Here is a 22,696-nt window from a genome sequence, read left to right as displayed (position 1 = left end):
GTTTATGAAATACAAAGGAGCGATTCTCATTCTTTCTGGTCCTAGCGGGGCAGGAAAAAGCTCATTATATAAAATTTTAGCACAAGAGTTTCCTAGCCATTATTTTTCTATTTCCTCTACTACACGCAAGAAACGTGAGGGCGAAATAGAAGGAGTGCATTATTATTTTATTGAAAAAGATGTCTTTGAAAATGGAATCCAAAAGGGAGAATTTTTAGAGTGGGCGCAAGTGCATGGAAATTATTATGGCACTTCTAAAACGCAAGTTTTAAAGGCATTACAAGAGGATAAGCTTGTGATTTTTGACATTGATGTGCAAGGACAAGCAAATCTTAAAAAAATTTTTCCAAATCAAACGACAAGCGTGTTTATCACAACACCAAGTAAAAGCATTTTGAAAGAGCGTTTGAGCGGGCGCGGAAGTGATAGTGCAGAGGTGATTCAAAAGCGATTAGAAAATGCGCTAGATGAAGTGGAAAGCCTCCATAATTTTGATTTTTTAATCATTAATGAAAACCTAGAGGAATCCGCTAAGCAACTTGTTTGTATTGCAAGAAGTGCATTTTGCAGGGCAAGTTTATATCAGCTTCAACCTTTTTTGCAAAATTGGAAAAAATAGAATTTTCCCTCAAATTTTTAAGTCATAAAACGCTAGAATTACGAAATTTTAACCCAAACCAAAATTGCAAGAAGGATTTTATGCCAAAACGAAATGACATTCAAACAATTCTATTGATTGGTTCAGGACCAATCGTCATTGGGCAGGCGTGCGAGTTTGATTATTCAGGCACACAAGCTGCAAAAACACTCAAAGAGTTAGGTTATAAAGTCGTGCTGATTAACTCCAATCCAGCAACGATTATGACAGACCCAGAGTTTGCAGACCGCACTTTCATTGAACCAATTACTGAAGAGGTGGTTGCAGATATTATTAAAAAAGAAAAAGTAGATGCGATTTTGCCTACTATGGGCGGACAAACAGCACTAAATATCGCAATGAGTATGTTTGAAAAAGGAATGCTTCAAGGAGTGCAATTTCTTGGTGCAAAACCCGAAGCAATTAAAAAAGGTGAGGATAGGCAGGCGTTTAAAGAGGCAATGCTAAAAATCGGTATGGATTTGCCAAAATCTCGTTATGCCTACACACTTGAAGAGGCGTTAGATGCTGCAAGAGAGATAGGATTCCCACTTATTATTCGTGCAAGTTATACCTTAGCGGGAGGTGGAAGCGGTGTCGCTTATAATATTGACGAATTTAAGAATCTAGCGCAAAATGGTTTAGAGATTAGCCCTATTGGTGAGATTTTGGTTGAAGAATCCTTGTTGGGTTGGAAAGAATACGAAATGGAGGTGATTCGTGATAGAGCGGATAATTGCATTATCGTATGTAGCATTGAGAATTTAGACCCAATGGGAGTGCATACAGGGGATTCTATCACGATTGCCCCAGCATTGACGCTGACAGATAAGGAATATCAAAGAATGCGTGATGCCTCCTTTGCTATTTTGCGCGAAATTGGTGTGGATACAGGCGGGAGCAATGTGCAATTTGCCATTAATCCTAGCAGCGGCAGAATGACCGTGATTGAGATGAACCCCCGCGTTTCGCGCTCTTCCGCGCTTGCTTCTAAGGCAACAGGTTATCCAATCGCCAAGGTTGCTACCTTGCTTGCAGTAGGTTTTACTTTAGACGAAATCAAAAACGACATTACAGGCACGCCTGCAAGCTTTGAACCTAGTATTGATTATATTGTAACAAAGATTCCTCGTTTTACCTTTGAGAAATTTCCACAAGCAGATTCTACCCTGACAACTTCTATGAAATCCATTGGTGAAGTTATGGCGATTGGCACAACTTTCAAAGAATCCTTGCAAAAAGCACTCAATAGCTTAGAAACAGGAATCTTTGGCTTTACGCCCAAAAGTAGTGATTTAAACGAGATTCAACGCGAAGTGCGACGCCCAAATGCCGAGAGATTGCTTTATATTGCCGACGCGTTTCGTCGCGGAATCAGTGTAGAAGAAGTGCAAAAATGGTGCAAAGTAGATTCCTATTTTCTCAATCAAATTGCAGAAATCATTGCGCTAGAGCAACAAATTTCTTTTGAAAGACTTAACAATGCAAATTTCTTAAGAAAAGTCAAACAATATGGCTTTAGTGATAAAATGCTTGCTTTTTTAGTTAATAAAACCGAATCCCTAGAATTGCGCGAAGAGGATATTTATGCTTTGAGGCAAAAGGCAAAGATTGGTTTAAGTTACAATGAAGTAGATACTTGCGCGGCAGAGTTTGCTACCCAAACCGCATATTTGTATTCTACGATTCCTTTTGAGTGTGAGTTGAGTCCAGAGATTCCACAAAGCAATAAGAAAAAAGTGCTCATCATCGGTGGAGGACCCAATCGCATTGGACAAGGAATAGAGTTTGATTATGCTTGCGTGCATGCAAGTTTCGCTTTGCGTGATATGGGCATTCAAAGCATTATGTATAATTGTAATCCCGAGACCGTTAGCACGGATTACGACACTAGCGACACCCTCTACTTTGAGCCAATCACCTTTGAGCACGTGCGCAGTGTGATTGAGCGTGAGAAACCAGATGGAATCATCGTGCATTTTGGTGGGCAGACACCTCTGAAACTCGCTAAGAAGCTTACGACAATTGGTGCTAAAATCATCGGCACAAGTGCAAAAACTATTGATATTGCAGAGGATAGAGAAAAATTTGCAAAATTTGTGGAAGAAAATGGACTCATTCAACCTAAGAATGGCACAGCCTATACGAAAGAAGAAGCAATTAATATCGCCCAAGACATAGGATTCCCTGTGCTTGTGCGTCCTAGCTATGTGTTAGGTGGACGCGCAATGCGGATTGTTTATAATATGAACGAATTGCAAGATTATATGAGTGAGGCGGTGAGCGTCAGCGAGGATAGCCCTGTGCTCATTGACAAATTTTTAAATAATGCCATTGAATTAGATGTGGATATTATTTGTGATGGCAAGGAAGTTTATATTGCGGGAATTATGCAGCACATTGAAGAGGCAGGAATCCATAGCGGTGATTCTGCCTGTTCATTGCCTACAATTAGCTTATCAGAGGAGCGCATAAGAGAGGTTGAGGAAACAACTGCAAGGATTGCTAGAAATCTAGGAGTAGTGGGACTAATGAATACACAATACGCAATCTTTGAAAATACACTTTATCTTATTGAAGTCAATCCCCGCGCAAGTCGCACCGTGCCATTTGTAAGCAAAGCGACCGGGATTCCGCTTGCAAAGGTTGCCACTGATGTAATGGTAAATGGAGATTTGAAATCTGCACTTGCGCGTTATGATAAATTCCAAAAAACAGAGTTTAAAAATGGTTTATATAAACCCAAAACCCCTAAACATATCGCAGTCAAAGAATCTGTTTTTCCATTTAATAAGTTAAGCGGTGCGGTGATGGTGCTAGGACCAGAAATGCGCTCAACAGGTGAAGTTATGGGGATTAGCGAGAGTTTTGGGTTAAGTTTTGCCAAAAGTCAGTTGGCTTGTAAAAATTCACTTCCTACAAAAGGAAAAATTTTTATTTCTCTTCGTAGTCTTGATAAGTCTCAAGCGGTTTCGCTTGCAAAAGATTTGCAACATTTTGATTTTCATCTTTGTGCGACAAAAGGCACAGCAGAGATTCTAAAAAATGCTGGAATTGCTTGCGAGGAGGCATTAAAGATTAGCGAAGGGCGTCCAAATATTGGTGATATGCTCGCTAATGGGGAAATTGCTTTGGCGATTAACACAAGTGATGAAACTTCAAGCAAGGACGACACAGACAAAATCCGCACTCAAGTTTTGCGCCATAATGTGCCTTATTTTACGACGATTGAAGCTGCGCGCGTGGCGGTTTGTGCGATTAGTGAGTTAAAATCTCATAATCCAAATCTAGCAAAAGCGATTCAGGATTACTTGGAGCAATGATGAGTAAAATGTGAATAAGGATTATAGCCAATGGATTTTTTCACAGATTGTGAGGTTGCACCAATCTTTTTAGCCCAAAGCGATACGACAGCAGGATTTTTGTGTGCTGATTTTGTGAAGCTCAATGCAATTAAAGGACGTTTAAAAAGTCAAAATACGCTTTTAACCTTAGATTCTTTTTGTAAGCTTAAAAATCTTGTGAGGATTCCTGAAAAATATAAAAATAGAGTGCGCAGGAGCACAAAAAATACTTTTATTTATAGTGGCAAACACGCCTTATCAAGAGAAGGTAGCGAGAATACAAAACTTGCGATTCGTGTTATCAAGCCTCATAGATTGCAAGAGACTTCCCACGCAGATTTTTTGCGATTCTTCCCCTTTTTGTATTCTAGCTCTGCTAATGCACATCATCAAATGTTTCATTTAGATTTTGCGTTGCAAAAGGCGGATATGGTGATTTTAGATAAGCGAGGTTTAGCGGAATCTCAACCTTCTAAAATCTATAAAATCTCAAATTTTAATCTTAAATGTATTAGGTGAATCTATGAAATTTGTCTCTTCTGTGCTTGTAAGTTTTATGCTAGTTTTTTTGCTTTTTGCTGTTTTTTGGGCAACAATTTTTAGTGGATATATTCAATACTATGGAATCAAAGTATTTTTTAATCCATTTTTTTTCAATGTTTTTAATATTTACGCATTTATCTTTTTTGTTGCTATTTTTGGAATCGGTTTTGTGATTCCGTTTGTGGATAAAGTATTCAAGTTTTTGTTTGTCGTCCTTTTGGGTTGTGCGATTTTGCTTTTTATCCCAAACTTTGGGCGTGCAATGGGGGAAATTTTTTTGGCAAAAGATTATACCTTGAATATTCAAGGAGAAATGAGAAATATTCACGGGCTTTATGAGGATAGGCATTATATTGTTTATTTGAGTGAGGATTCAGAGGATTTTGAGACACGCAAGCGGAATCTCGTGTATTACGAGAAGCCTAATGCAGAATAAAAGGTGTGTCTTGATAGACGGCAAAGTTAAGCCAATTTGAAAACAGCACGCTCGCAGAGGAACGCCAAATAAATAGAGGATTGTTTGCCTCATCATAATAATGGGAGGGCGGGGTAATCTCTAAACCTTGATTTAAGTCGCGTTTGTATTCTAAATCCAAAGTTTCTTTAGAGTATTCGGGGTGTCCTAAAATAAAAAAGTCTTTTTCATCTTTAAGTGCAGCAATCCCGCTACGCTTTCCCTCAAGCAGAATTTTCAGATTCCTATTTGCGCGCACTTGTGCTTCATTGATGCCAGAATGTCGCGAATGTGGAATCTTGACAATCTCATCTAAACCATTTAAGAGCAAGTCTTTTTCTACCCAATAGTGGTCAAATATGCCAAAAAGTTTAGAATCTAGCGGGACTTTTTGGATTTTGTGGAAATAATGTAATCCTGCCATTGCTCCCCAACAAAGATAGAGGGTGCTTGTGCAATTTGTTTTTAAAAAATCCATTACGCGTGTAAATTCTTTCCAATATTTTACCTCTTCAAATTCCAAATGTTCAATCGGCGCACCTGTAACAATCGCACCATCAAATTTGCGATTCTTAATCGTTTCAAAATTAACATAGAATCGCTCTAGGTGCGATTTTGGCGTATTTTTACCAATGTAGCTTGCGGTAGAGAGTAGGGTAATATTGACTTGCAAGGGAGAATTTGCAAGGAGCGAGAGAATCTGATTTTCTGTTTCTATTTTGGTAGGCATAAGGTTAAAAATCAGCACTTCCAAAGTGCGAATATCTTGAGATTTCGCGTGATTGCAGCCCATAATGAACGCATTTTGTTTGAGAAGTGAAAAGGCTGGAATGTCCTCTGGAATGACTAATGGCATAAAATTTCCTTATTTTTCTAATGCTTGTTTTAAATCCGCAATTAAGTCTTGCGGGGATTCCAAACCAATGCTTAAACGAATTGTGCAAGGTGTAATCCCGGCGGATTTTAACTCGGCTTCGCTTAATTGTGAATGGGTTGTGGAAGCAGGGTGAATTACAAGAGATTTAGAATCCCCTATATTCGCGACAATCGCAAAGATTTCTAATGCGTTACAGACTTTTTTAGCCTCTTCAAAGCTACTCACTTCAAAACTCAAAAGCCCGCTTGCGTTAGAATCTGTGAAGTATTTTCGCAACAAAGAATGGTAAGGATTGTTTTCTAAGCCGGGATAGAATACATTTTTGACTTTTGGGTGAGTTTGGAGGAATCGCGCAACTTCTAGTGCGTTTTGGCTATGCTTTTTGATTCGCAATTCTAATGTTTCTAACCCTTGTAGGATAATCCACGCATTTTGCGGTGAAAGTGTTGCGCCAATATTTCTTAGCCATTCGGTGATTAATCGGATTCCAAAGATTGGCAACGCATTTGCTAAAGTAGCATAAACAAGTCCGTGATAGCTTTCATCTGGGGTATTAAAAGCGGGGTAGCGAGGGTTATTGACAAGCAAATCATTTAATTCTTTGCGTTCAATCACAGCTCCGCCTAGTGCGCTTCCTTGACCATTGACATATTTGCTTAGGGAATAAACTGCGACATCTACTCCAAAATCAAAAGGCTTGTGCAAAAATGCAGTAGCGACGGTGTTGTCGCAAATCGTTACGATTCCATATTTTTGGGCGATTTTGGTGATTTTTTCTACATCTGCAATAGAAATTTGTGGATTGGAGAGACTCTCAAAGAAAATCACCTTGGTTGTCTCGTCAATCACATTTTCCAAAGTACCCTCAATATCGTCAATATCAAATACTTTAGAATGAATGCCGAATCTCTTTAGGGTATGCACGATAAGCGTTTGTGTGCCACCATAGATTTTATTAGAATACACAATACTATCACCATTTTGTGCGAGATTAGCAAGTGCATAAAAAATGGCAGCAGTTCCGCTAGCCGCAGCAACTCCAAATGCGCCACCCTCCACAGCAGCAAGGCGGTCTCCTAGTATTTTGTAAGTAGGATTTGTCAATCGGGAGTAAATATTGCCTAATTCTTGTAAGCCAAATCTTGCCGCTGCTTGCTCCAAAGTCTCAAAGCTATAAGCGGTATTTTGATAGATTGGCACGCTTAAAGTGCGCTGTGTATCGTAAGTATAGCCTGCGTGCAATGCGAGTGTTTCTTGTGTGTAATTGTTGTGCAATAAATTTGCCATTTTGTTTTCCTTTATTAAAATTTCGCGGAATTATAACATAAAATTTAAAAAATACAATATGTATTTATAAATTTATTGAAATTTTTAAAATCTTGCAAAATAAAATACTGCTAATAAAAAAGTGGAACGATACTTGCTTTACTCTTTGCAAAATACTTTTTTAGATAAAGGATTACAAATGTTACGTTCATTATGGTCAGGTGTAAGTGGTATGCAAGCACATCAAATTGCTCTTGATGTGGAATCCAATAATATTGCAAATGTGAATACAAACGGCTTTAAGTATTCTCGTGCGGATTTTTCTACAATGGTTAGTCAAACTCGCCGTTCTGCTACGATTCCTTATGCAGGATATGGAGGGGTAAATGATTATTCCGTAGGGCTTGGAACAAGCATTAACACAACAACAAAAGTCTTTGAACAAGGTTCTTTGCAAAACACAGATAGGAAAGCAGACTTAGCTTTAAGCGGAAATGGTTTGTTTGTCGTTAGCAACAATGGTGGTTATACAAAAATGTATACCCGTGATGGCGCATTCTCTTTTGATGCAGTAGGAAATCTTGTAACTACAAGTGGATTTATTGTGCAAGGTTGGTTAAGAGACCTTTCTAAGCTAGATTGCGCGTGCGGAAGTGGCGAACTCAATAGAGTAGATTCCACAGGTCCTATTAAAAACATCACGATTGACCCTCGTATGACTGTGCCCGCCAAAGCTACAAGTAATGTAACTGGTAATATCAACCTCACAAGTGGTAGAAAAACAGAAAATATCACTTGTCCAAGCCCGCTAGATAGCTCTGCAGCAAACAACTATATTGCGGGTGGATTAGATAGAATCTATGATTCAAACGATAAACAACTTGAAGTGGAGCAAGATATGGGAGTAATGTTTGATGCAAGTGGAGAAGCCTTAATGCTGCAAGAAGGGCAAGGGATTTGGGTAAGCTATCAAACTGCAACCTCAAACCGCATAATGCTTGACCCCAATCCTGCTGCTGGTCCTGTTACAACCACTGTTACAATCAATGGACAAACCATTACTTGGACAAATGACGCAAGCGTCTCTGGTTCTTCTCATCTTTTGGCTGCACAAGTTGCAATTAACAATTTAAAAGACAAAACTGGTGTAGAAGCACTCACGCAAAATGGAATGTTAATCTTACAAAACCTCAACCAACTAGATGGTGATGGCTCTAACAAAAACATTCGTGCAAGTGGATTTGATAATGGAATCTTTGCAAATGGAGGATTTACAGATGCTCAAGGTAACTTGTTACCACAAGCAGATTCTCAAACCGTAACGACTGCATTTAAATATATCTATACAACGCAAACCGATGCTGATTCTGCTTCTGGACAATTCCGCACCACAGAGGATTTGCGTGCTGTAATGCAACAAGATGCAAATAAAATCAAGGCTTTTGGTGGAGATTCTGCAGCTGCAGCAGCTGGTATTGCAGCAGGCTTTGGTCAAAGCAGTTATAGTGTCAGTGTGATTTTGAATAATTCAGGACAATTTGAAATCAACAATAAACAAGATGGAATCGCAAATGGTGGTAATTGGGGTGCTTATGATAACCTTAATATCTTTGTTTCAGCATACAACGACACACTCAACACAACTAATGTGCTTTTCAAGAATCAAATGAAAGGAATGAATACAGGAGTGCTAGTAGAGGGCGGAAATGTAACTAGCACCGGTGGATTTAGAATGGCAAATTTTGGGCAAACTGTGGAAATTTTTGATAGCCTTGGAAACAAACACGAGTTTCAGATTGAATATACTAAGGTGCAAGGAAACCAATGGAATTGGCGTGTTATCGTGCCAGAACCAGCAGAGCTACTTGGAGCAACTGCACAGCGTCCAAATATCTTAGAAGGTGGAAATGTAACCTTTGGTGAGCAAGGAGAATTGCTAGGATTCAACCCTTCTACAATTCAGTTTAAGCCAAACAATGGCGCAAAATTCCCACAAGCTATTAATCTAAACTTTGGAACAGGTGGTGGATATGATGGATTGACAAGCACTGCAAAAGAATCTGAAGCACAGAAAATGATAGGAGATGGTTATGCGTCAGGAACACTCAAAGATTTCTACTTTGACCAAACCGGAACGATGATAGGTGTTTTTGACAATGGACGAAATTTTGCCCTAGCACAAGTGGCTGTAGCAACTTTTGCTAACTATGAAGGCTTGCAAGGAACAGAAAACAATCTTTATGCAGAATCCCCAAACTCTGGCGATCCAACATTTGGTCCAGCAGGGACAGGCGGGCGAGCTAATATTCAAGCCTCTAAGCTAGAGATGAGTAACACGGATTTAAGTAGAGGTTTAACACAACTTATTGTTGTGCAACGCGGATTCCAAGCAAGCTCTAAATCTGTAACGACTTCTGACCAAATCTTGAACACTTTGCTCCAGCTTAAACAATAATCCTTAGTCTTTCGTGTAGGCTTTTGCCTACACATTTTCTTTTGCTTTGCTTTTGTAAGCAAAGCGACGAGAACTCCTCACTGCGAAATTACGAGTGTATCGAAGCAATCCATAACATAGAATCTCACCTTTCAATCTTTTTACGATTCTACAAGTGAAATTTCACAAATAATCTTTGTCTCTCATTCGGGATAAAAGTTTAAATTATATTTTAATTTTTATTATAAATATTTTAGATACAATTTAAATTTTAATTTAGCAACACAAGGAATGAAGATGTGGGACAAACTTTCTGTGGGGAAGAAATTTTCCTGTATTCAGTCGCTCATTGCGTTGATTATCACAATACCACTTGTATTATTTATCTCGCATACTATGAGCAAATTTTCTCAAGAGCAAATGGCGGCACAAATCAAACAAACTGCCACAATCGTAGAGGGTAACTTCCAAGTTATTGCCGACCAAATTATTAGTGAAACGGATTCTACATTGAAACTTTTTGAAAATAATTTGGCAACACTTTATGGGGGACAAGGGCGTAATAGTTATAGAATCGGGGAAACTATCAGAAATGGTAATTTGAATGTGCCAAGCTTCTATTATAATGGAATTAATCTTGTAGGCAATACGGAGCTAGTGGATAACTTTTCTAATTTAACCGGAGGTGTGGCAACAATTTTTGTCAAAGATGGGAATGATTTTGTTAGGATAACAACTTCTTTGAAAGACCAACAAGGTAATCGTATGATTAATACTACACTAGGAATCTCTCACCCAGCTTATGCAGAAATGACAAAAAGCAACCCAAAGATTTTTTATGGCAAGGTGCATTTGGGTGGAAAGGACTATATGTCTGTTTATAAACCGATTCTTGGTGCAAGTGGAGAGATTTTGGGAATTTTATTTATTGCTTATGATTTAACAAATTCCTATCAACTCATTACACAAAAATTAAGCAGAATCCCTATTGGAAAAAACGGAAAAATCGTCATCTTTGATAAAACACAGGATAAATTTATATTTGGGCACGAGGGAAATCCAAGTAAATTCGCTCATCTTACAAACATCAAACCAGAGACAGAAATTTTTTACAAACACCAAAATAATAGCAAAGAATATTATGGCTATATAGATTATAATCCGCAATTGAATGTTTATATTTTGATTGAGGCATTAATAAGTGATTTTACAGAGGCAAACAACAAGATAGAATTTCTCATAATTGCTGGAATTATTCTTTTGTTTTTTGTGATTTTGCTTGCTTCTTTTGTGATTATCAAATTTTCTTTGCTTAGTCGTGTCAATGGTATTTCTGTTTTACTCTTTGATTTTTTGAAATACCTAAACCACGAGACGCCAAATCCTCCTCTGCTCACAAAACCAAAAGCAGAAGATGAGATTGGGGCAATGCGAATCGCAATCAATCAAAATATCCAAAGAATCCAAAGAGGTTTGGCAGAAGACGAGCAAGCTGTGCAGCAATCTATTGAGGTTGCAAAATCCATTGAGGAAGGGGATTTCACTGCAAGAATCGTAGAGAATCCTCACAATCCACAACTGATAGAATTAAAGAATGTATTAAATGCAATGCTAGATGTCTTACAACATAAAATTGGTAGCGATATGAATGAGATTTCACGCGTCTTTGAAAGCTATATTGCTTTGGATTTTACGACCGCTGTTGTCAATGCACAAGGAAGTGTAGAAACCACTACAAATGCTTTGGGTGAGAGCATTAAAGAAATGCTGCACACTTCGTCAGGCTTTGCCAAGGAGCTAGAAGCAAGTGCAAAAGATTTGAATCAAGCAATAAGAAACCTTACTGAAGGCTCACATAATCAGGCAGCTGCATTGGGGCAATCCGCTGCGGCTGTGGAGGAAATTTCAAGCTCTATGCACAATGTAAGCGACAAAACTGCAGAGGTTACAAGACAAGCAGAGGATATTAAAAGTATCGTGAATGTGATTAAAGACATTGCAGACCAAACAAATTTGCTTGCTCTTAATGCAGCCATTGAAGCAGCAAGAGCAGGAGAACACGGAAGAGGATTCGCCGTTGTCGCCGATGAAGTGCGAAAACTAGCAGAAAGAACAGGAAAATCACTTGGCGAAATTGAAGCAAATGTGAATGTTCTTGTGCAAGGCATTAATGATATGAGTGAATCCATTAGAGAGCAAACATTAGGAATTGAGCAGATTAATCAAGCAGTGGCACAACTAGAAACTAGCAACTCACAAAATGTAGAAATCGCAAACTATTCTCAAAACATTAGTGATGCGGTAGATAAAATTGCAAATAAAATTTTTGATGATGTGAATAAAAAGAAGTTTTAGTTTTACTTTTTGAAATTTAAAGTTGTGAATTTGCAAGCAGCGGGTACGTTGTGTTAGCGACTCACCCAAGCTTGCATAATTGTTGCTACAATGTGCGCTATGAATCGTAAGTGATTCTTACAAGAACGAATCCCACGCAGTCGTTGCGAGGCAAAAGCCGAAGTATCCCATAATCCCACAAATCCCTGAAGTTTTACAACATTTAAGATTTTATTTTAAAGTCCAAAGTGTGAATATTGTATGAAACAAAATGATAGAATTATAGAAAGATTTGGTAGCGGGGGGCGGATTTGAACCACCGACCTTTGGGTTATGAGCCCAACGAGCTACCGGGCTGCTCTACCCCGCGATAAAATTTATAAAAAGATTATAAATGTTATGAAATTTGAGAATAAGTGGCTGGGGTACAAGGATTCGAACCTCGGAATGGTTGGACCAAAACCAACTGCCTTACCGCTTGGCGATACCCCAATAAAAAGCGAAATTATATCTTTATTGTTTTTATTTGTCAATATATTAAATATCTTTTTGATAAGTTTGTGATATACTTTAGAAAAAATACAAAAGGTTAAGAAATGCAAAATGAAGCATTTTTGCGCGTGGAAGAGGCGATTAAGGCGATTAAAAATGGAGAAATGGTTATTATTATGGACGATGAGGATAGAGAAAATGAGGGCGATTTGGTAATGGCTGGAATTTTTAGCACACCCGAAAAAATCAATTTTATGGCACAAGAGGCACGCGGGTTGATTTGTGTTTCTATTACCAAAGAGATTGCAAATAAACTTGATTTGCCCCCAATGGTTATTCAAAATAGTTCCAATCACGAAACAGCTTTCACGGTTTCTATTGACGCCAAAGAAGCTAAAACAGGAATCTCTGCGTATGAGCGAGATTTAACGATTAGCCTAATGTGTAAATCTAACACAAAACCTGAAGATTTTGTGCGACCCGGACATATTTTTCCATTGATTGCCAAAGAGGGAGGTGTGCTAGAGCGCACAGGACATACAGAGGCGAGCATTGATATTTGCCAGCTTGCAGGGCTTAAACCTGTGAGTGTGATTTGTGAAATTATGCGAGAAGATGGGCTAATGGCAAGAAGAGGGGATAAATTTTTGAGTGAATTTGCACAAAAACACCGCTTAAAGATTCTTTATGTTTCGGATTTGATTGAGTATCGCTTGCAGTTTGAGCAGCTCATTAAGCCAATCTATCGTGGAAAGGGTAAGTTTTTGGGTGCAGAAGTGGAGAAAATCCAATTTCAAGACCATTTGAGCAGAATCCATACAGCCTTTGTGTTTGGCAAGTCGCAAACTCCTCTTGTGAAATTCCACATTGTTAAAGAGGATTTGGAGCTTTTAGAGAATGAAAATACATTTAATGGATTAATTCAAGCAATTGAGCAATTAAAACAAGAGGGAGGATATTTGGTTTTTTTGAAAACTTGTGATGGTAAGGATATCAAGGGATTAGGAATTGGGGCGCAGATTTTAAAATCACTAGAGATTCGGGATTTTAGGCTCTTAAGTGTCTCACAAGTAGATGAATCCGAATATTGTGCATTAAGCGGATTTAACCTTAGAATCTTGGAGAGAGTAGAGGTGTAATAACTCTCTAAAGCCTAAAGTGCGCAAGAGAAGATTTGAGCCAAAGTGAGCAATAATACGCAAAAGTTTATGAGGGCAATTTCCCCACTGCATCATTGCAAGGAACGAACAAAGTGAGAGCAAAGCAATCCAAATGAAAGAATCTCGCCTTTGAGAATTTACTCTGTGCAAAATTATGAATTACTTCAGGCAAAGCCCTCGCAAGAACGAGGTAGAAACCGCAATGATGCAGTAGTGTTATTTCTTGCGAAGTTGCAAAGCAACATACAAGCCAACGCTAAACAGGACAAAGAGGGCAAGTCCAAAGGTAATCCAATGCAGATATTCTTTCAAAAGTGCTTCATTTTGTCCCAAAAAATAACCAAGCGTGGTTAGAATGCTAACCCAGATTCCAGCACCCAAGGAAGTATAAAGACAAAAAAGAGCTAGTGGCATTCTACCTAAGCCTGCAGGAAGTGAAATATATTGCCTCACAACAGGAATCAAACGCCCGCTAAAGGTAGAAATATGCCCGTGTTTGGCAAAGAAATTTTCCATTTTTATCATTGTTTTTTCATCAAAAAATACATATTTGCCAAATTTGATTAGAATCTCACGCCCCAAAAAAAGTGCCAAGTAATAGTTGAGTAATGCGCCTGCGAGTGAGCCTAAGACACCGCAAAGAATCGCGATAAAGAGATTCATCTGCCCCAAATGAGCCAAATATCCTGCGGGTATCATCACGACTTCACTTGGGAAGGGAATAAAACTGCTTTCTAAAAACATTAAAAAAAAGATTCCAAAATATCCAAAAGTATGGATAGATACTACTAAAAAATCAACAAGAGATTGCAAAATTTCCTCACAAAATTTAAAAATTAAATAAGATTATAACTAAAATAAAGCTATAATCTAGAAATTTAACTAAAATATTAGAATCTTAAAAAGGGAAAAATTTGGCAAAAAATAAATGCCCCGCTTGCGATTGTCCTCAAGGTGTTCCATTATGGCTTGGGACTTATGGGGATATGGTTACTTTGATTCTAACTTTTTTTATTTTGTTGCTTTCAATGGCAACTTTTGATACGCAAAGAATCGCATTAGCCATTGGCTCTTTGGAAGGCTCTTTGGCGGTACTTGAGAAAGGCTCACAAACACAAATCAACCCTCCTGCGCCAATAAAAGCCACACCTATGGAAACAGAAGTAGAGATGGACAATGTGGTAAATATTTTTGCAAGCCTCATTACAGATTACAACGAAGTCAATCGCATCTCTAATGGACCTTCTGTAGAATTAGAGGAAGCAGAAAAAGGTGTTATTATTAGAATCCCAGATGAATTACTTTTTGAGAGTGGGAGTGCGGTTTTGACAAATTCAAGTGGAATTGCACTCGTTAAACGGCTTTCAATGGAGTTTGCTAAACTTCCTAATGCTGTGTTGATTAAAGCCATAGGACATACTGATAACATTCCTGTGCAAGAGGATTCCGTTTTTGAGGATAATTTAGAATTATCTATTGCACGCGGTGTGAATGTTGCAGACCTTATTCTTATGCAGGGTGTGGCAAAAACGCGTGTATTGGGTGGAGGCGAGGGAGAATTTTCTCCGATTGCCAATAATGAAATCCCCTCCTTGCGTGCCAAAAATAGACGCGTAGATTTGTATGTGTATAGTGTGGGTGAAGATTTATCTGCCGCAATGGAAAGTCTTACCAAAGTTGCCCCTTAAGCCATTTGATTAAGGATAAATGATGTCTAAAAAGAATCCGACAGGACGAGAAACTGCAACGCCCGAAAATGCAGATTCCAAACCTATCTCTAATGCACCTAATACAATTGATTTGCTGTTTGAGGGAGTCATTAAGTTTAAAGAAGAAAATTTTTTAACCTATAAAGAATTGTTTGAGAATCTCAAAGAAGGGCAGAATCCTCACACGCTTTTTGTAGGTTGCGCGGATTCTCGTGTCGTGCCAAATTTGATTACAAATACCTTGCCCGGTGAGCTTTTTGTCGTGCGCAATATTGCGAATATTGTTCCTCCTTATCGTGAAGCAGAGGAATATCTAGCGACAACTTCCGCAATTGAATATGCGTTAGAGGAATTAAAAGTAGAAAATATCATTATTTGCGGGCATTCGCATTGTGGAGGTTGCGCGGCACTCTATGAGGAGGAGCATTTTTTCAATATGCCCAATGTTAAAAATTGGTTAAAACTAATTGAGCCTGTAAAAAAACAAGTGCTTTCGCTTAACCCAAAAACAAAGGCTATGCGTAGCTTTTTGACGGAGCAAATCAATATTGAGCGGCAGATTGTGAATCTCTTTACTTATCCAAAAGTGAAAGAAAAATATCTTGCGCGCACCTTAAATCTTTATGGTTGGCATTACATTATAGAGAGTGGGGAGGTGTATAATTACGACTTTAAACGACACGAATTTAATTTACTGAAAGGATAGAAATGATTATTATTGCAGGACCTTGTGTCATAGAGAATGATGAGATATTAGAGGAGATTGCAGAATCGCTTAAGCCACTTTCGCAAAATAAAAAAGTTGATTTCTATTTCAAGGCAAGTTTTGACAAAGCAAATAGAACAAGTTTGGAATCTTATCGCGGACCCGGACTTGAAAAAGGTTTAGAATCGCTAGCAAAAATCAAGGCAAAGTTTGGTTATCGGTTGCTAACAGATATTCATGAGACTGCCCAAGTAGCACCCACGGCAAAAGTTGTAGATATTCTGCAAATTCCAGCCTTTTTGTGTCGGCAGACAGATTTGATTGTTGCTGCGGCACAAACAAATGCAATCGTGAATATTAAAAAAGGGCAGTTTATGAATCCTAGTGATATGAAATATTCTGTGCTTAAGGCTCTTAAGATTCGTGCAAAGGTGCAAAACGAAGCGGTAGAGGAAGCGAATCTTGAAAATTCTTTGAAATATAAAGTCTGTTTGACAGAACGCGGAAGCAGTTTTGGCTATGGAAATTTAGTTGTGGATATGCGCTCTCTAGCGATTATGCGTGAGTTTGCTCCTGTGATTTTTGATGCAACACACGCGGTGCAAATGCCCGGTGGTTTAAATGGAAAAAGTGGGGGAGATAGTCGTTATGCTCCTCTACTTGCGCGTGCTGCGGCAGCTGTGGGAATAGATGGATTGTTCGCCGAAACGCATATTAATCCAAAAATTGCGCTAAGTGATGGTCCAAATATGCTCACTCCCAAGATACTTTTAGAATTAGTAGAGCAGATTTTAGAAATTCAACATCTTATTACAAAGGAAAATTATGCAAATCATTGAGGGAAATTTGTCGCTTCTAGGCGATGAGAAAATCGCAATTATTTCTAGTCGTTTTAATCATCTGATTACAGACAGATTGGTAGAGGGAGCAAAGGATTGCTTTTTGCGTCACGGAGGCAGAGAGGAAAATCTCACACATATTTTAGTGCCGGGAGCTTTTGAGATTCCTTTTGCGCTAGAAAAAGTCCTTGCACAAGGAGATTATGATGGCGTTTGCTGCTTGGGCGCAATTATACGTGGTGCGACACCGCATTTTGATTATGTGAGCGCAGAAGCGACAAAAGGAATCGCAAATGTTACGATTCGTTATGGTGCAGCGGTAACCTTTGGTGTGCTCACAACTGACTCTATTGAACAAGCCATTGAGCGCGCAGGCACAAAAGCAGGCAACAAAGGTTTTGAATCTATGGCAGGTTTGATTGAACTCATTAATCTTTATCGTAAGATTGGAGCATAAATGGCAACAAGAAGCCAAGTGCGTGAAGTCGTTGTGCAGCTTTTGTATGCTTATGATAGCGGGAATGAGGGAATCTCTAAGTTTGTAGAAGAAATCTTAGAGGAGCACAAAATAAAAAATGCACAAAAAAATTTTGCGCAAGAATTGTTTTCTGGCGTAATTGCAAATTTGGAATCCTTAGACTTGCGCATTACACATCAGCTAAAGGATTGGGATTTTGAGCGCATTGGCAATATAGAACGCGCAATTTTGCGTCTAGGAGCATATGAGATTGTTTTTAGCAAGGTAGATAAAGCGGTTGTGATTAATGAGGCATTAGAGATTGCCAAAAATTTTAGCTATGAATTATCGGTTAAATTTATTAATGGCGTGTTAGATGGAATCGCTAAAAATTATAAACTCTCACTAAAGGAAATTCAAGTAATTTTAGAACAACAAAAAATCTCTAAAGAGGAAGAAAAAGCGCGACAAAAAGCAAATGAAACTTCAAAAGAATCTTTACAAAAAACAATTCAAAAACCCCGAAAAGTTTTTGGAAAATCTAAAGTGAATACCCTCAAAAACACAAAATCATCAAGAGCTACTAAGGCAAAATCAAAAAAATCTCATCATTTCAAAGATAAAAAGTCGGAATCTAGGGATTCTAAATCAAGCAAAACAAAAGATTTAGCAGCTGCCCAAACAAAGCGAGGCGGGAAATCGGGAGAAAAAATCCAAAAAAATTTTAAAAATCTTACACCAAAGGATAAATAATGAAACTTTGTGTTGCCCTAGATTTGCCTAGTGCAGGGGAGAATTTGGCATTATTAGAATTGCTAAAAGACAAGGATTTGTGGGTTAAAGTCGGCTTGCGTAGCTTCATACGTGATGGTGCTTTGTTTTTGGAGCAAATCAAAGCCATAAACCCGCTTTTTCGCATTTTTTTGGATTTGAAGCTTTATGATATTCCCAATACAATGGGCGATAGCATAGAGGAGATTGCAAAGCTAAAAGTCAGTATGATAACTATCCACGCAAGCAGTGGTCAAGAAGCTATGCGTGAGGTTATGCAAAGGCTAAAGGCAGTCCCAAATCCTCCGCTAGTAATGGCAGTAACTGCGCTTACAAGTTTTGATGAAAAGGGATTCTTTGAAATCTACCATACGGGATTGGAAACCCAAGTGCTAGAGTTTGCGAAAACCGCAAAAGAATGTGGCTTAAATGGTGTCGTATGCTCTTGTGCGGAATCCCAAACCATCAAAGAGCAAGTGGGCGCGGATTTTTTGACGCTTACGCCTGCAATTCGTCCCTTTGGTGAGAATAGTGGCGACCAAAAACGCGTGGCAACCTTAGAAGATGCAAAAACCGCACGAAGCGATTTTATTGTCGTGGGACGCCCAATTTATAAAGCACAAAATCCAAAAGCAGTAGTAGAGCAAATTTTGAAAGAAATGTAATTTTCCTTTCAAATTCCAAATCCTTAAGATTTTGTCTTTTGCTTTCTTTGGTTCTTTATAAAAGGAATCCCTATGAGCATAGGCAGTAAGATTTATAAACAATTTGGTTTCAAGTTTGCTCTAGCCTATAGAATCAGAAAAGCAAAGAAAAAGATTCCAAGAAAAACCTTTTAAATATTATGTGAGAATAAATAAATTAATGGATAAAGTTTATTAATTAAAAAAAATATGCTATAATTTTAGCCTAAATTTCATTAAAGGATTTGTTGATGAGGCAATATGAAACTTATAAATGTCAAAAATGTGGCAATGAAGTGGAAGTGCAAAATGTGGGTAGCGGAACACTTAGTTGTTGTGGAGCAGAAATGACCTGTATCACCACAGATTTAACAGCAGTTAATCTTATGAAAGCTTTTGCAGGAGAATCTATGGCGCGTAACAAATACGATTTGTTTGCCGATGTAGCACAAGAGGAAGGCTGGCACGCAGTAGCAAAACATTTCAGAGAGGCGGCAGAAAATGAAAAATGGCACGCAAGAGCAGAGTTTAAAGCATATCATAAAATTGTAGATGGCAAAGAGTTGGATATTACAACTAAAAATCTTATTACAGCCGCAGAGGGCGAAAATTATGAACATACGATTATGTATCCAAACTTCGCTAAAATCGCCGAAGAAGAGGGTAAAAAAGACATTGCACGACTCTTTACAGCTATTGGTAAGGTAGAAGTGGAGCACGAAAGAGAATATTTAGAACTCAAAAAAATGCTAGATGAGGAGGGATTCTTTGAAAGTAGCAATGAGGAAGTTTGGGTTTGTGAAATCTGCGGACATATTCATAGAGGTAAAAAAGCTCCCGGGGCTTGCCCGCTTTGTAAGGCTTCACGCGAATATTTCAAGCGCGAATTTTTAGGTTAATTTTTGTTTTATCATAGAGCCAAAACTCTAGGCTCTATGGCTTTTCACTCTTTTCTTCATTAATTTCATATTTAATTTTTAATTCATTTGCCATTTGTTAATGAATCCTAAAAAACCTTTCGGTAAAATAACGTTTTTATTTTGAATTTAGGGAAAAATATGAACCAAATGCAAATGTTTGTAAATGGTATAATGAGAGGATTTTGTAGTTTTTTTGTTACATTTGTTTTGCTTATCACTTATGGAAGTGCCTGTGCAGTGGCAACATTTGTAGAAAATGACTTTGGCACACCAAGCGCGAAAGCATTGATTTATAATACTGCTTGGTTTGATTTGTTGCATTTGTTGCTAGTGTTGAATCTGATAGGTATTTTGATTTTCTCGCGCGTATGGCAAAGGAAAAAATACGCTTCCTTTTTGTTTCATAGCTCTTTGATTATTATTTTTATTGGTGCGGCAATGACGCGTTATTATGGGTTTGAAGGTGTAATGCATATACGAGAGAGCGAAAGAAGCAATACCATAGAATCTCAAGAGGATTTTATTACGATTTTAGCAAAGATAGAGGACAAATTCTATCGCGCTTTTTTCCCAACTACAATCACGCCTTTAGTGCAAAAGAAATTTCATCAAACCTTGCCTTTTGAGGGGGATAATTTGTCTGTGCAGTATTTGGATTATCTCCCTGCCAAAGACAAAATGGATTCTGATAGATTAAAAGTCAAGGTGAGTTTTAAGGGAGAAAGTCAAGAAATAGAAATTATCAAAAATACAAAGGGAGAAAATATTGCTCCTTTTGTGCTTGGAGAAACAAGGTTTGCGCTTGATTGGGGTAGCAGAGTGGTGGCATTACCTTTTTTTATAGAACTAAAAGATTTTCAACTTGACCGCTATGCTGGCTCTATGAGTCCCTCTTCGTATGCTTCAGAGGTTGTAGTGATTGACTCAAAAAACAATGTAGAAAAGCCCTATAAAATCTTTATGAATAATGTTTTGGATTATGGAGGATTCCGCTTTTTCCAATCCTCGTATGATTTAGACGAGCAAGGCACGATTTTATCAGTTAATCGCGACCCGGGGAAAATTCCAACTTATATTGGTTATACGATGTTGGTTATCGGGCTTTTGTGGGAATTTTTTGCAAAAAATGGGAGATTTGTGCGCTTGAGCAATTATTTAAAATCCCAAAATTTAGCGATTGTCTTTGCTGCGGGGTTAAGTATGAGTATGCCTTTGTATGCAAGTGGGGAAAATATCAACGATACAGAACAAATGACGCAAAATATAGAATCTCAAAATCCACATATGCAAGGAGAATTAGAGATTCCACCTATCACCAATGAAAGCATTTTGGATTTGATTAAAAATCTAAAAGAAAAAAGCAAAGAGCACTCCGAGCGATTTGGGAAATTGCTTGTGCAAGATTTTGGCGGACGTATGAAGCCTGTGGATACTTTGGCAATGGAATATGTGCATAAAATGACGAAAAAAGATGGCTTTTTAGGGCTTAATAATATGGAATTATTCTTAGGAATGATGGTTTATCCCAATGAGTTTAAAAAAGTTAAAATGCTTGCACTTTCCACTCCAAAGCTTAAAGAAGTTATTGGAGTAAGCCAAGAAGAAAAATACATTGCTTTTGAGGATTTATTTGTAGGAGGAACTTATAAACTTGGTAATTATTTAGAAGAAGCGAATCGCAAAAAGCCTGCTATGCGAGATAAGTTTGATAAAGATGTGATAAATGTTGATGAGCGTGTAAATGTTGCTTATCTGATTTATACTGCACAAGCTTTACGCATTTTGCCGAGTTTTAGCGGTGAGGGAGACAAGTGGTTTGCTCCAAGTGATGCGATTGCTAGTTTTGATAAAGAGAGCGCAAGTCAGCTTCAAAAGCTTTTTGGAGCGTATTTTAATAGTTTCCATTATGGTTTAGTGGAGAATAAATGGGAAAATGCAGATTTGGCACTTGATGCACTAGAGAAGATTCAGCAAAAATTTGGTGCAAATTTGATTCCGCCACAAACGCAAATTGATTTGGAAATCTTTTTGAATCACTATAATCTTTTTAAAAACCTTATGCCGCTTTATTTGGTTTGTGGAATTTTGCTTTTTGCTGTGGTGCTTGTGCAGATTTTCCGGCATAAAAAAGCAGATGTTTTGGCAAGTCGTGTGCTTTATTGGGCGATTTCACTTTTGGTATTATTGCACGCAACGGCACTTGGTGTGCGCTGGTATGTGGGAGGACACGCGCCGTGGAGCAATGCGTATGAATCTATGATATACATTGCGTTTGCTTCGGGAATTGCCGGTGTTGTGTTTTTTAAGAAAAGTTATTTGGCGCAAAGTATGGCGAGTTTTTTGGCTGGAATTTCTCTTTTTGTAGCGCATTTGGGATTTATGGACCCACAAATTGGCAATTTAGTTCCTGTGTTAAAATCCTATTGGCTTAATATTCATGTTTCTATTATTACCGCAAGTTATGGATTTTTGGGGCTTTGTTTTATGCTCGGTGTGCTTACCTTGTTTTTGTTTATTTTTAGGAGTGCGAAATATCCTGAATTAGACCGCACGATTCTGACTTTACATACGATTAATGAAATGGCGATGATTCTAGGGCTTGCAATGCTTACGATTGGAAACTTTTTAGGTGGTGTTTGGGCAAATGAGTCTTGGGGGAGATATTGGGGCTGGGACCCAAAAGAGACTTGGGCTTTGATTTCTATTGTCGTTTATATTGTTGTCTTACACGCACGTTTTATGCCAAAAGGAGATAATCCTTATGTCTTTGCTTCGCTTAGTGTGATTGCATTTTATTCCATTTTGATGACTTATTTTGGAGTGAATTTTTACCTCTCTGGGTTGCATTCTTACGCGGCAGGAGACCCTTTGCCAATTCCCGTCTTTTTGTATTATTTTGTTGGCTTTACGATTCTGCTTATCATCTTGGCTGCGCGTAAAGGGGATTTACCATCGCCAAAACTTTCTTGAATGCGATAGGGATCTCTAGGAATTAAATTTTTGCAATGCCGAATCCAACCACGCAGTAGCAGTGCGCACATTGCAAGCATTGGAGGGGTGGTAGAATCTA

Annotated in this window: 19 protein-coding genes and 2 tRNA genes; 15 read left to right on the top strand and 6 right to left on the bottom strand. The window is 38.2% G+C overall.

Annotation, left to right across the window (positions count from 1 at the left end; genetic code table 11):
- The first annotated feature begins 4 nt into the window (after positions 1–4).
- The 4 genes from gmk to CQA43_RS02945 all read left to right on the top strand — a co-directional run bounded on the left by gmk (position 5) and on the right by CQA43_RS02945 (position 4,960).
- Positions 5–619, top strand: a complete 615-nt coding sequence (gmk, locus tag CQA43_RS02960; RefSeq protein WP_115551245.1) for a guanylate kinase — start codon at positions 5–7, stop codon at positions 617–619.
- Positions 620–699: 80 nt separating this feature from the next.
- Positions 700–3,960, top strand: coding sequence for a carbamoyl-phosphate synthase large subunit (carB, locus tag CQA43_RS02955; RefSeq protein ID WP_115551244.1), 3,261 nt, complete (start codon positions 700–702; stop codon positions 3,958–3,960).
- Positions 3,961–3,990: 30 nt separating this feature from the next.
- Complete coding sequence (locus CQA43_RS02950; RefSeq protein WP_115551121.1) at positions 3,991–4,500, top strand: hypothetical protein; 510 nt, start codon at positions 3,991–3,993, stop codon at positions 4,498–4,500.
- A 4-nt stretch (positions 4,501–4,504) separates the two neighbouring features.
- The gene (locus CQA43_RS02945) at positions 4,505–4,960 is read left to right on the top strand and encodes a hypothetical protein (protein ID WP_115551120.1); all 456 of its coding nucleotides are present in this window, start codon (positions 4,505–4,507) and stop codon (positions 4,958–4,960) included.
- Here CQA43_RS02945 and CQA43_RS02940 read toward each other — a convergent pair.
- Entirely contained in the window at positions 4,947–5,834 is an 888-nt protein-coding gene (locus tag CQA43_RS02940) for a homoserine O-succinyltransferase (protein ID WP_115551119.1), read from the bottom strand. The genes CQA43_RS02945 and CQA43_RS02940 overlap by 14 nt on opposite strands.
- A gap of 9 nt (positions 5,835–5,843) precedes the next feature.
- Positions 5,844–7,142: an O-acetylhomoserine aminocarboxypropyltransferase/cysteine synthase family protein gene (locus CQA43_RS02935; RefSeq protein WP_115551118.1), complete on the bottom strand. Its 1,299-nt coding sequence runs from the start codon at positions 7,140–7,142 to the stop codon at positions 5,844–5,846.
- Positions 7,143–7,320: 178 nt separating this feature from the next.
- Between CQA43_RS02935 and flgE the strand changes: the two genes are divergently transcribed.
- Together flgE and CQA43_RS09855 are read left to right on the top strand one after the other, a co-directional pair.
- The gene (gene flgE / locus CQA43_RS02930) at positions 7,321–9,576 is read left to right on the top strand and encodes a flagellar hook protein FlgE (RefSeq protein ID WP_115551117.1); all 2,256 of its coding nucleotides are present in this window, start codon (positions 7,321–7,323) and stop codon (positions 9,574–9,576) included.
- A gap of 276 nt (positions 9,577–9,852) precedes the next feature.
- Positions 9,853–11,910, top strand: a complete 2,058-nt coding sequence (locus CQA43_RS09855; protein WP_181881601.1) for a methyl-accepting chemotaxis protein — start codon at positions 9,853–9,855, stop codon at positions 11,908–11,910.
- A 53-nt stretch (positions 11,911–11,963) separates the two neighbouring features.
- Here the strand turns inward: CQA43_RS09855 and CQA43_RS09850 are convergent, their stop codons facing one another.
- From CQA43_RS09850 to CQA43_RS02915, 3 genes are all read right to left on the bottom strand, one after another.
- On the bottom strand, positions 11,964–12,089 hold the full coding sequence (locus CQA43_RS09850) for a hypothetical protein (RefSeq protein ID WP_281270095.1): 126 nt from the start codon (positions 12,087–12,089) through the stop codon (positions 11,964–11,966).
- A gap of 93 nt (positions 12,090–12,182) precedes the next feature.
- Positions 12,183–12,259, bottom strand: a tRNA-Met gene (locus tag CQA43_RS02920).
- A 47-nt stretch (positions 12,260–12,306) separates the two neighbouring features.
- Positions 12,307–12,381: transfer RNA gene (locus CQA43_RS02915), tRNA-Gln, on the bottom strand.
- A gap of 104 nt (positions 12,382–12,485) precedes the next feature.
- Between CQA43_RS02915 and CQA43_RS02910 the strand changes: the two genes are divergently transcribed.
- A complete protein-coding gene (locus tag CQA43_RS02910) occupies positions 12,486–13,520 on the top strand; it encodes a bifunctional 3,4-dihydroxy-2-butanone 4-phosphate synthase/GTP cyclohydrolase II (RefSeq protein WP_115551116.1) in 1,035 nt (344 codons plus the stop codon).
- A 237-nt stretch (positions 13,521–13,757) separates the two neighbouring features.
- Here CQA43_RS02910 and CQA43_RS02905 read toward each other — a convergent pair whose 3' ends face one another.
- The gene (locus tag CQA43_RS02905; RefSeq protein WP_115551115.1) at positions 13,758–14,354 is read right to left on the bottom strand and encodes a DedA family protein; all 597 of its coding nucleotides are present in this window, start codon (positions 14,352–14,354) and stop codon (positions 13,758–13,760) included.
- A gap of 101 nt (positions 14,355–14,455) precedes the next feature.
- On the opposite strand from CQA43_RS02905, the gene CQA43_RS02900 reads away from it, so the two are divergent.
- The 8 genes from CQA43_RS02900 to ccsA all read left to right on the top strand — a co-directional run bounded on the left by CQA43_RS02900 (position 14,456) and on the right by ccsA (position 22,596).
- Positions 14,456–15,229 carry an OmpA/MotB family protein gene (locus CQA43_RS02900; protein ID WP_115551114.1) on the top strand — a complete coding sequence of 258 codons (774 nt, stop codon included), beginning with the start codon at positions 14,456–14,458 and terminating at the stop codon, positions 15,227–15,229.
- 106 nt (positions 15,230–15,335) lie between these two features.
- Entirely contained in the window at positions 15,336–15,956 is a 621-nt protein-coding gene (locus CQA43_RS02895; RefSeq protein ID WP_181881606.1) for a carbonic anhydrase, read from the top strand.
- A gap of 2 nt (positions 15,957–15,958) precedes the next feature.
- Complete coding sequence (gene kdsA, locus CQA43_RS02890) at positions 15,959–16,795, top strand: 3-deoxy-8-phosphooctulonate synthase (protein ID WP_115551113.1); 837 nt, start codon at positions 15,959–15,961, stop codon at positions 16,793–16,795.
- Positions 16,782–17,252: a 6,7-dimethyl-8-ribityllumazine synthase gene (ribH, locus tag CQA43_RS02885; RefSeq protein ID WP_115551112.1), complete on the top strand. Its 471-nt coding sequence runs from the start codon at positions 16,782–16,784 to the stop codon at positions 17,250–17,252. Before kdsA ends, ribH begins: the two co-directional genes overlap by 14 nt.
- On the top strand, positions 17,253–18,005 hold the full coding sequence (nusB, locus tag CQA43_RS09965) for a transcription antitermination factor NusB (RefSeq protein ID WP_115551111.1): 753 nt from the start codon (positions 17,253–17,255) through the stop codon (positions 18,003–18,005).
- Positions 18,005–18,688 carry an orotidine-5'-phosphate decarboxylase gene (gene pyrF / locus CQA43_RS02875; protein ID WP_115551110.1) on the top strand — a complete coding sequence of 228 codons (684 nt, stop codon included), beginning with the start codon at positions 18,005–18,007 and terminating at the stop codon, positions 18,686–18,688. The genes nusB and pyrF overlap by 1 nt, the downstream gene beginning before the upstream one ends.
- Positions 18,689–18,957: 269 nt before the next feature.
- Complete coding sequence (locus CQA43_RS02870) at positions 18,958–19,605, top strand: ferritin family protein (RefSeq protein ID WP_115551109.1); 648 nt, start codon at positions 18,958–18,960, stop codon at positions 19,603–19,605.
- A 159-nt stretch (positions 19,606–19,764) separates the two neighbouring features.
- Positions 19,765–22,596, top strand: a complete 2,832-nt coding sequence (gene ccsA / locus CQA43_RS02865; protein WP_115551108.1) for a cytochrome c biogenesis protein CcsA — start codon at positions 19,765–19,767, stop codon at positions 22,594–22,596.
- The last annotated feature ends 100 nt before the right edge of the window (positions 22,597–22,696 follow it).

Source organism: Helicobacter ganmani, from assembly GCF_003364315.1.
Classification (GTDB): Bacteria; Campylobacterota; Campylobacteria; order Campylobacterales; family Helicobacteraceae; genus Helicobacter_D; species Helicobacter_D ganmani.
The sequence above is the reverse complement of the archived record's forward strand: the minus strand, read 5'-3'. Positions and strand labels throughout refer to the sequence as shown.

What these genes read in the sequence shown, in the direction of transcription:
- gmk (WP_115551245.1), top strand. Translation starts at nt 5, where the DNA reads ATGAAATACAAAGGAGCGATTCTCATTCTTTCTGGTCCTAGCGGGGCA.
- carB (WP_115551244.1), top strand. Translation starts at nt 700, where the DNA reads ATGCCAAAACGAAATGACATTCAAACAATTCTATTGATTGGTTCAGGA.
- CQA43_RS02950 (WP_115551121.1), top strand. Translation starts at nt 3,991, where the DNA reads ATGGATTTTTTCACAGATTGTGAGGTTGCACCAATCTTTTTAGCCCAA.
- CQA43_RS02945 (WP_115551120.1), top strand. Translation starts at nt 4,505, where the DNA reads ATGAAATTTGTCTCTTCTGTGCTTGTAAGTTTTATGCTAGTTTTTTTG.
- CQA43_RS02940 (WP_115551119.1), bottom strand. Translation starts at nt 5,834, where the DNA reads ATGCCATTAGTCATTCCAGAGGACATTCCAGCCTTTTCACTTCTCAAA.
- CQA43_RS02935 (WP_115551118.1), bottom strand. Translation starts at nt 7,142, where the DNA reads ATGGCAAATTTATTGCACAACAATTACACACAAGAAACACTCGCATTG.
- flgE (WP_115551117.1), top strand. Translation starts at nt 7,321, where the DNA reads ATGTTACGTTCATTATGGTCAGGTGTAAGTGGTATGCAAGCACATCAA.
- CQA43_RS09855 (WP_181881601.1), top strand. Translation starts at nt 9,853, where the DNA reads ATGTGGGACAAACTTTCTGTGGGGAAGAAATTTTCCTGTATTCAGTCG.
- CQA43_RS02910 (WP_115551116.1), top strand. Translation starts at nt 12,486, where the DNA reads ATGCAAAATGAAGCATTTTTGCGCGTGGAAGAGGCGATTAAGGCGATT.
- kdsA (WP_115551113.1), top strand. Translation starts at nt 15,959, where the DNA reads ATGATTATTATTGCAGGACCTTGTGTCATAGAGAATGATGAGATATTA.
- ribH (WP_115551112.1), top strand. Translation starts at nt 16,782, where the DNA reads ATGCAAATCATTGAGGGAAATTTGTCGCTTCTAGGCGATGAGAAAATC.
- nusB (WP_115551111.1), top strand. Translation starts at nt 17,253, where the DNA reads ATGGCAACAAGAAGCCAAGTGCGTGAAGTCGTTGTGCAGCTTTTGTAT.
- pyrF (WP_115551110.1), top strand. Translation starts at nt 18,005, where the DNA reads ATGAAACTTTGTGTTGCCCTAGATTTGCCTAGTGCAGGGGAGAATTTG.
- CQA43_RS02870 (WP_115551109.1), top strand. Translation starts at nt 18,958, where the DNA reads ATGAGGCAATATGAAACTTATAAATGTCAAAAATGTGGCAATGAAGTG.
- ccsA (WP_115551108.1), top strand. Translation starts at nt 19,765, where the DNA reads ATGAACCAAATGCAAATGTTTGTAAATGGTATAATGAGAGGATTTTGT.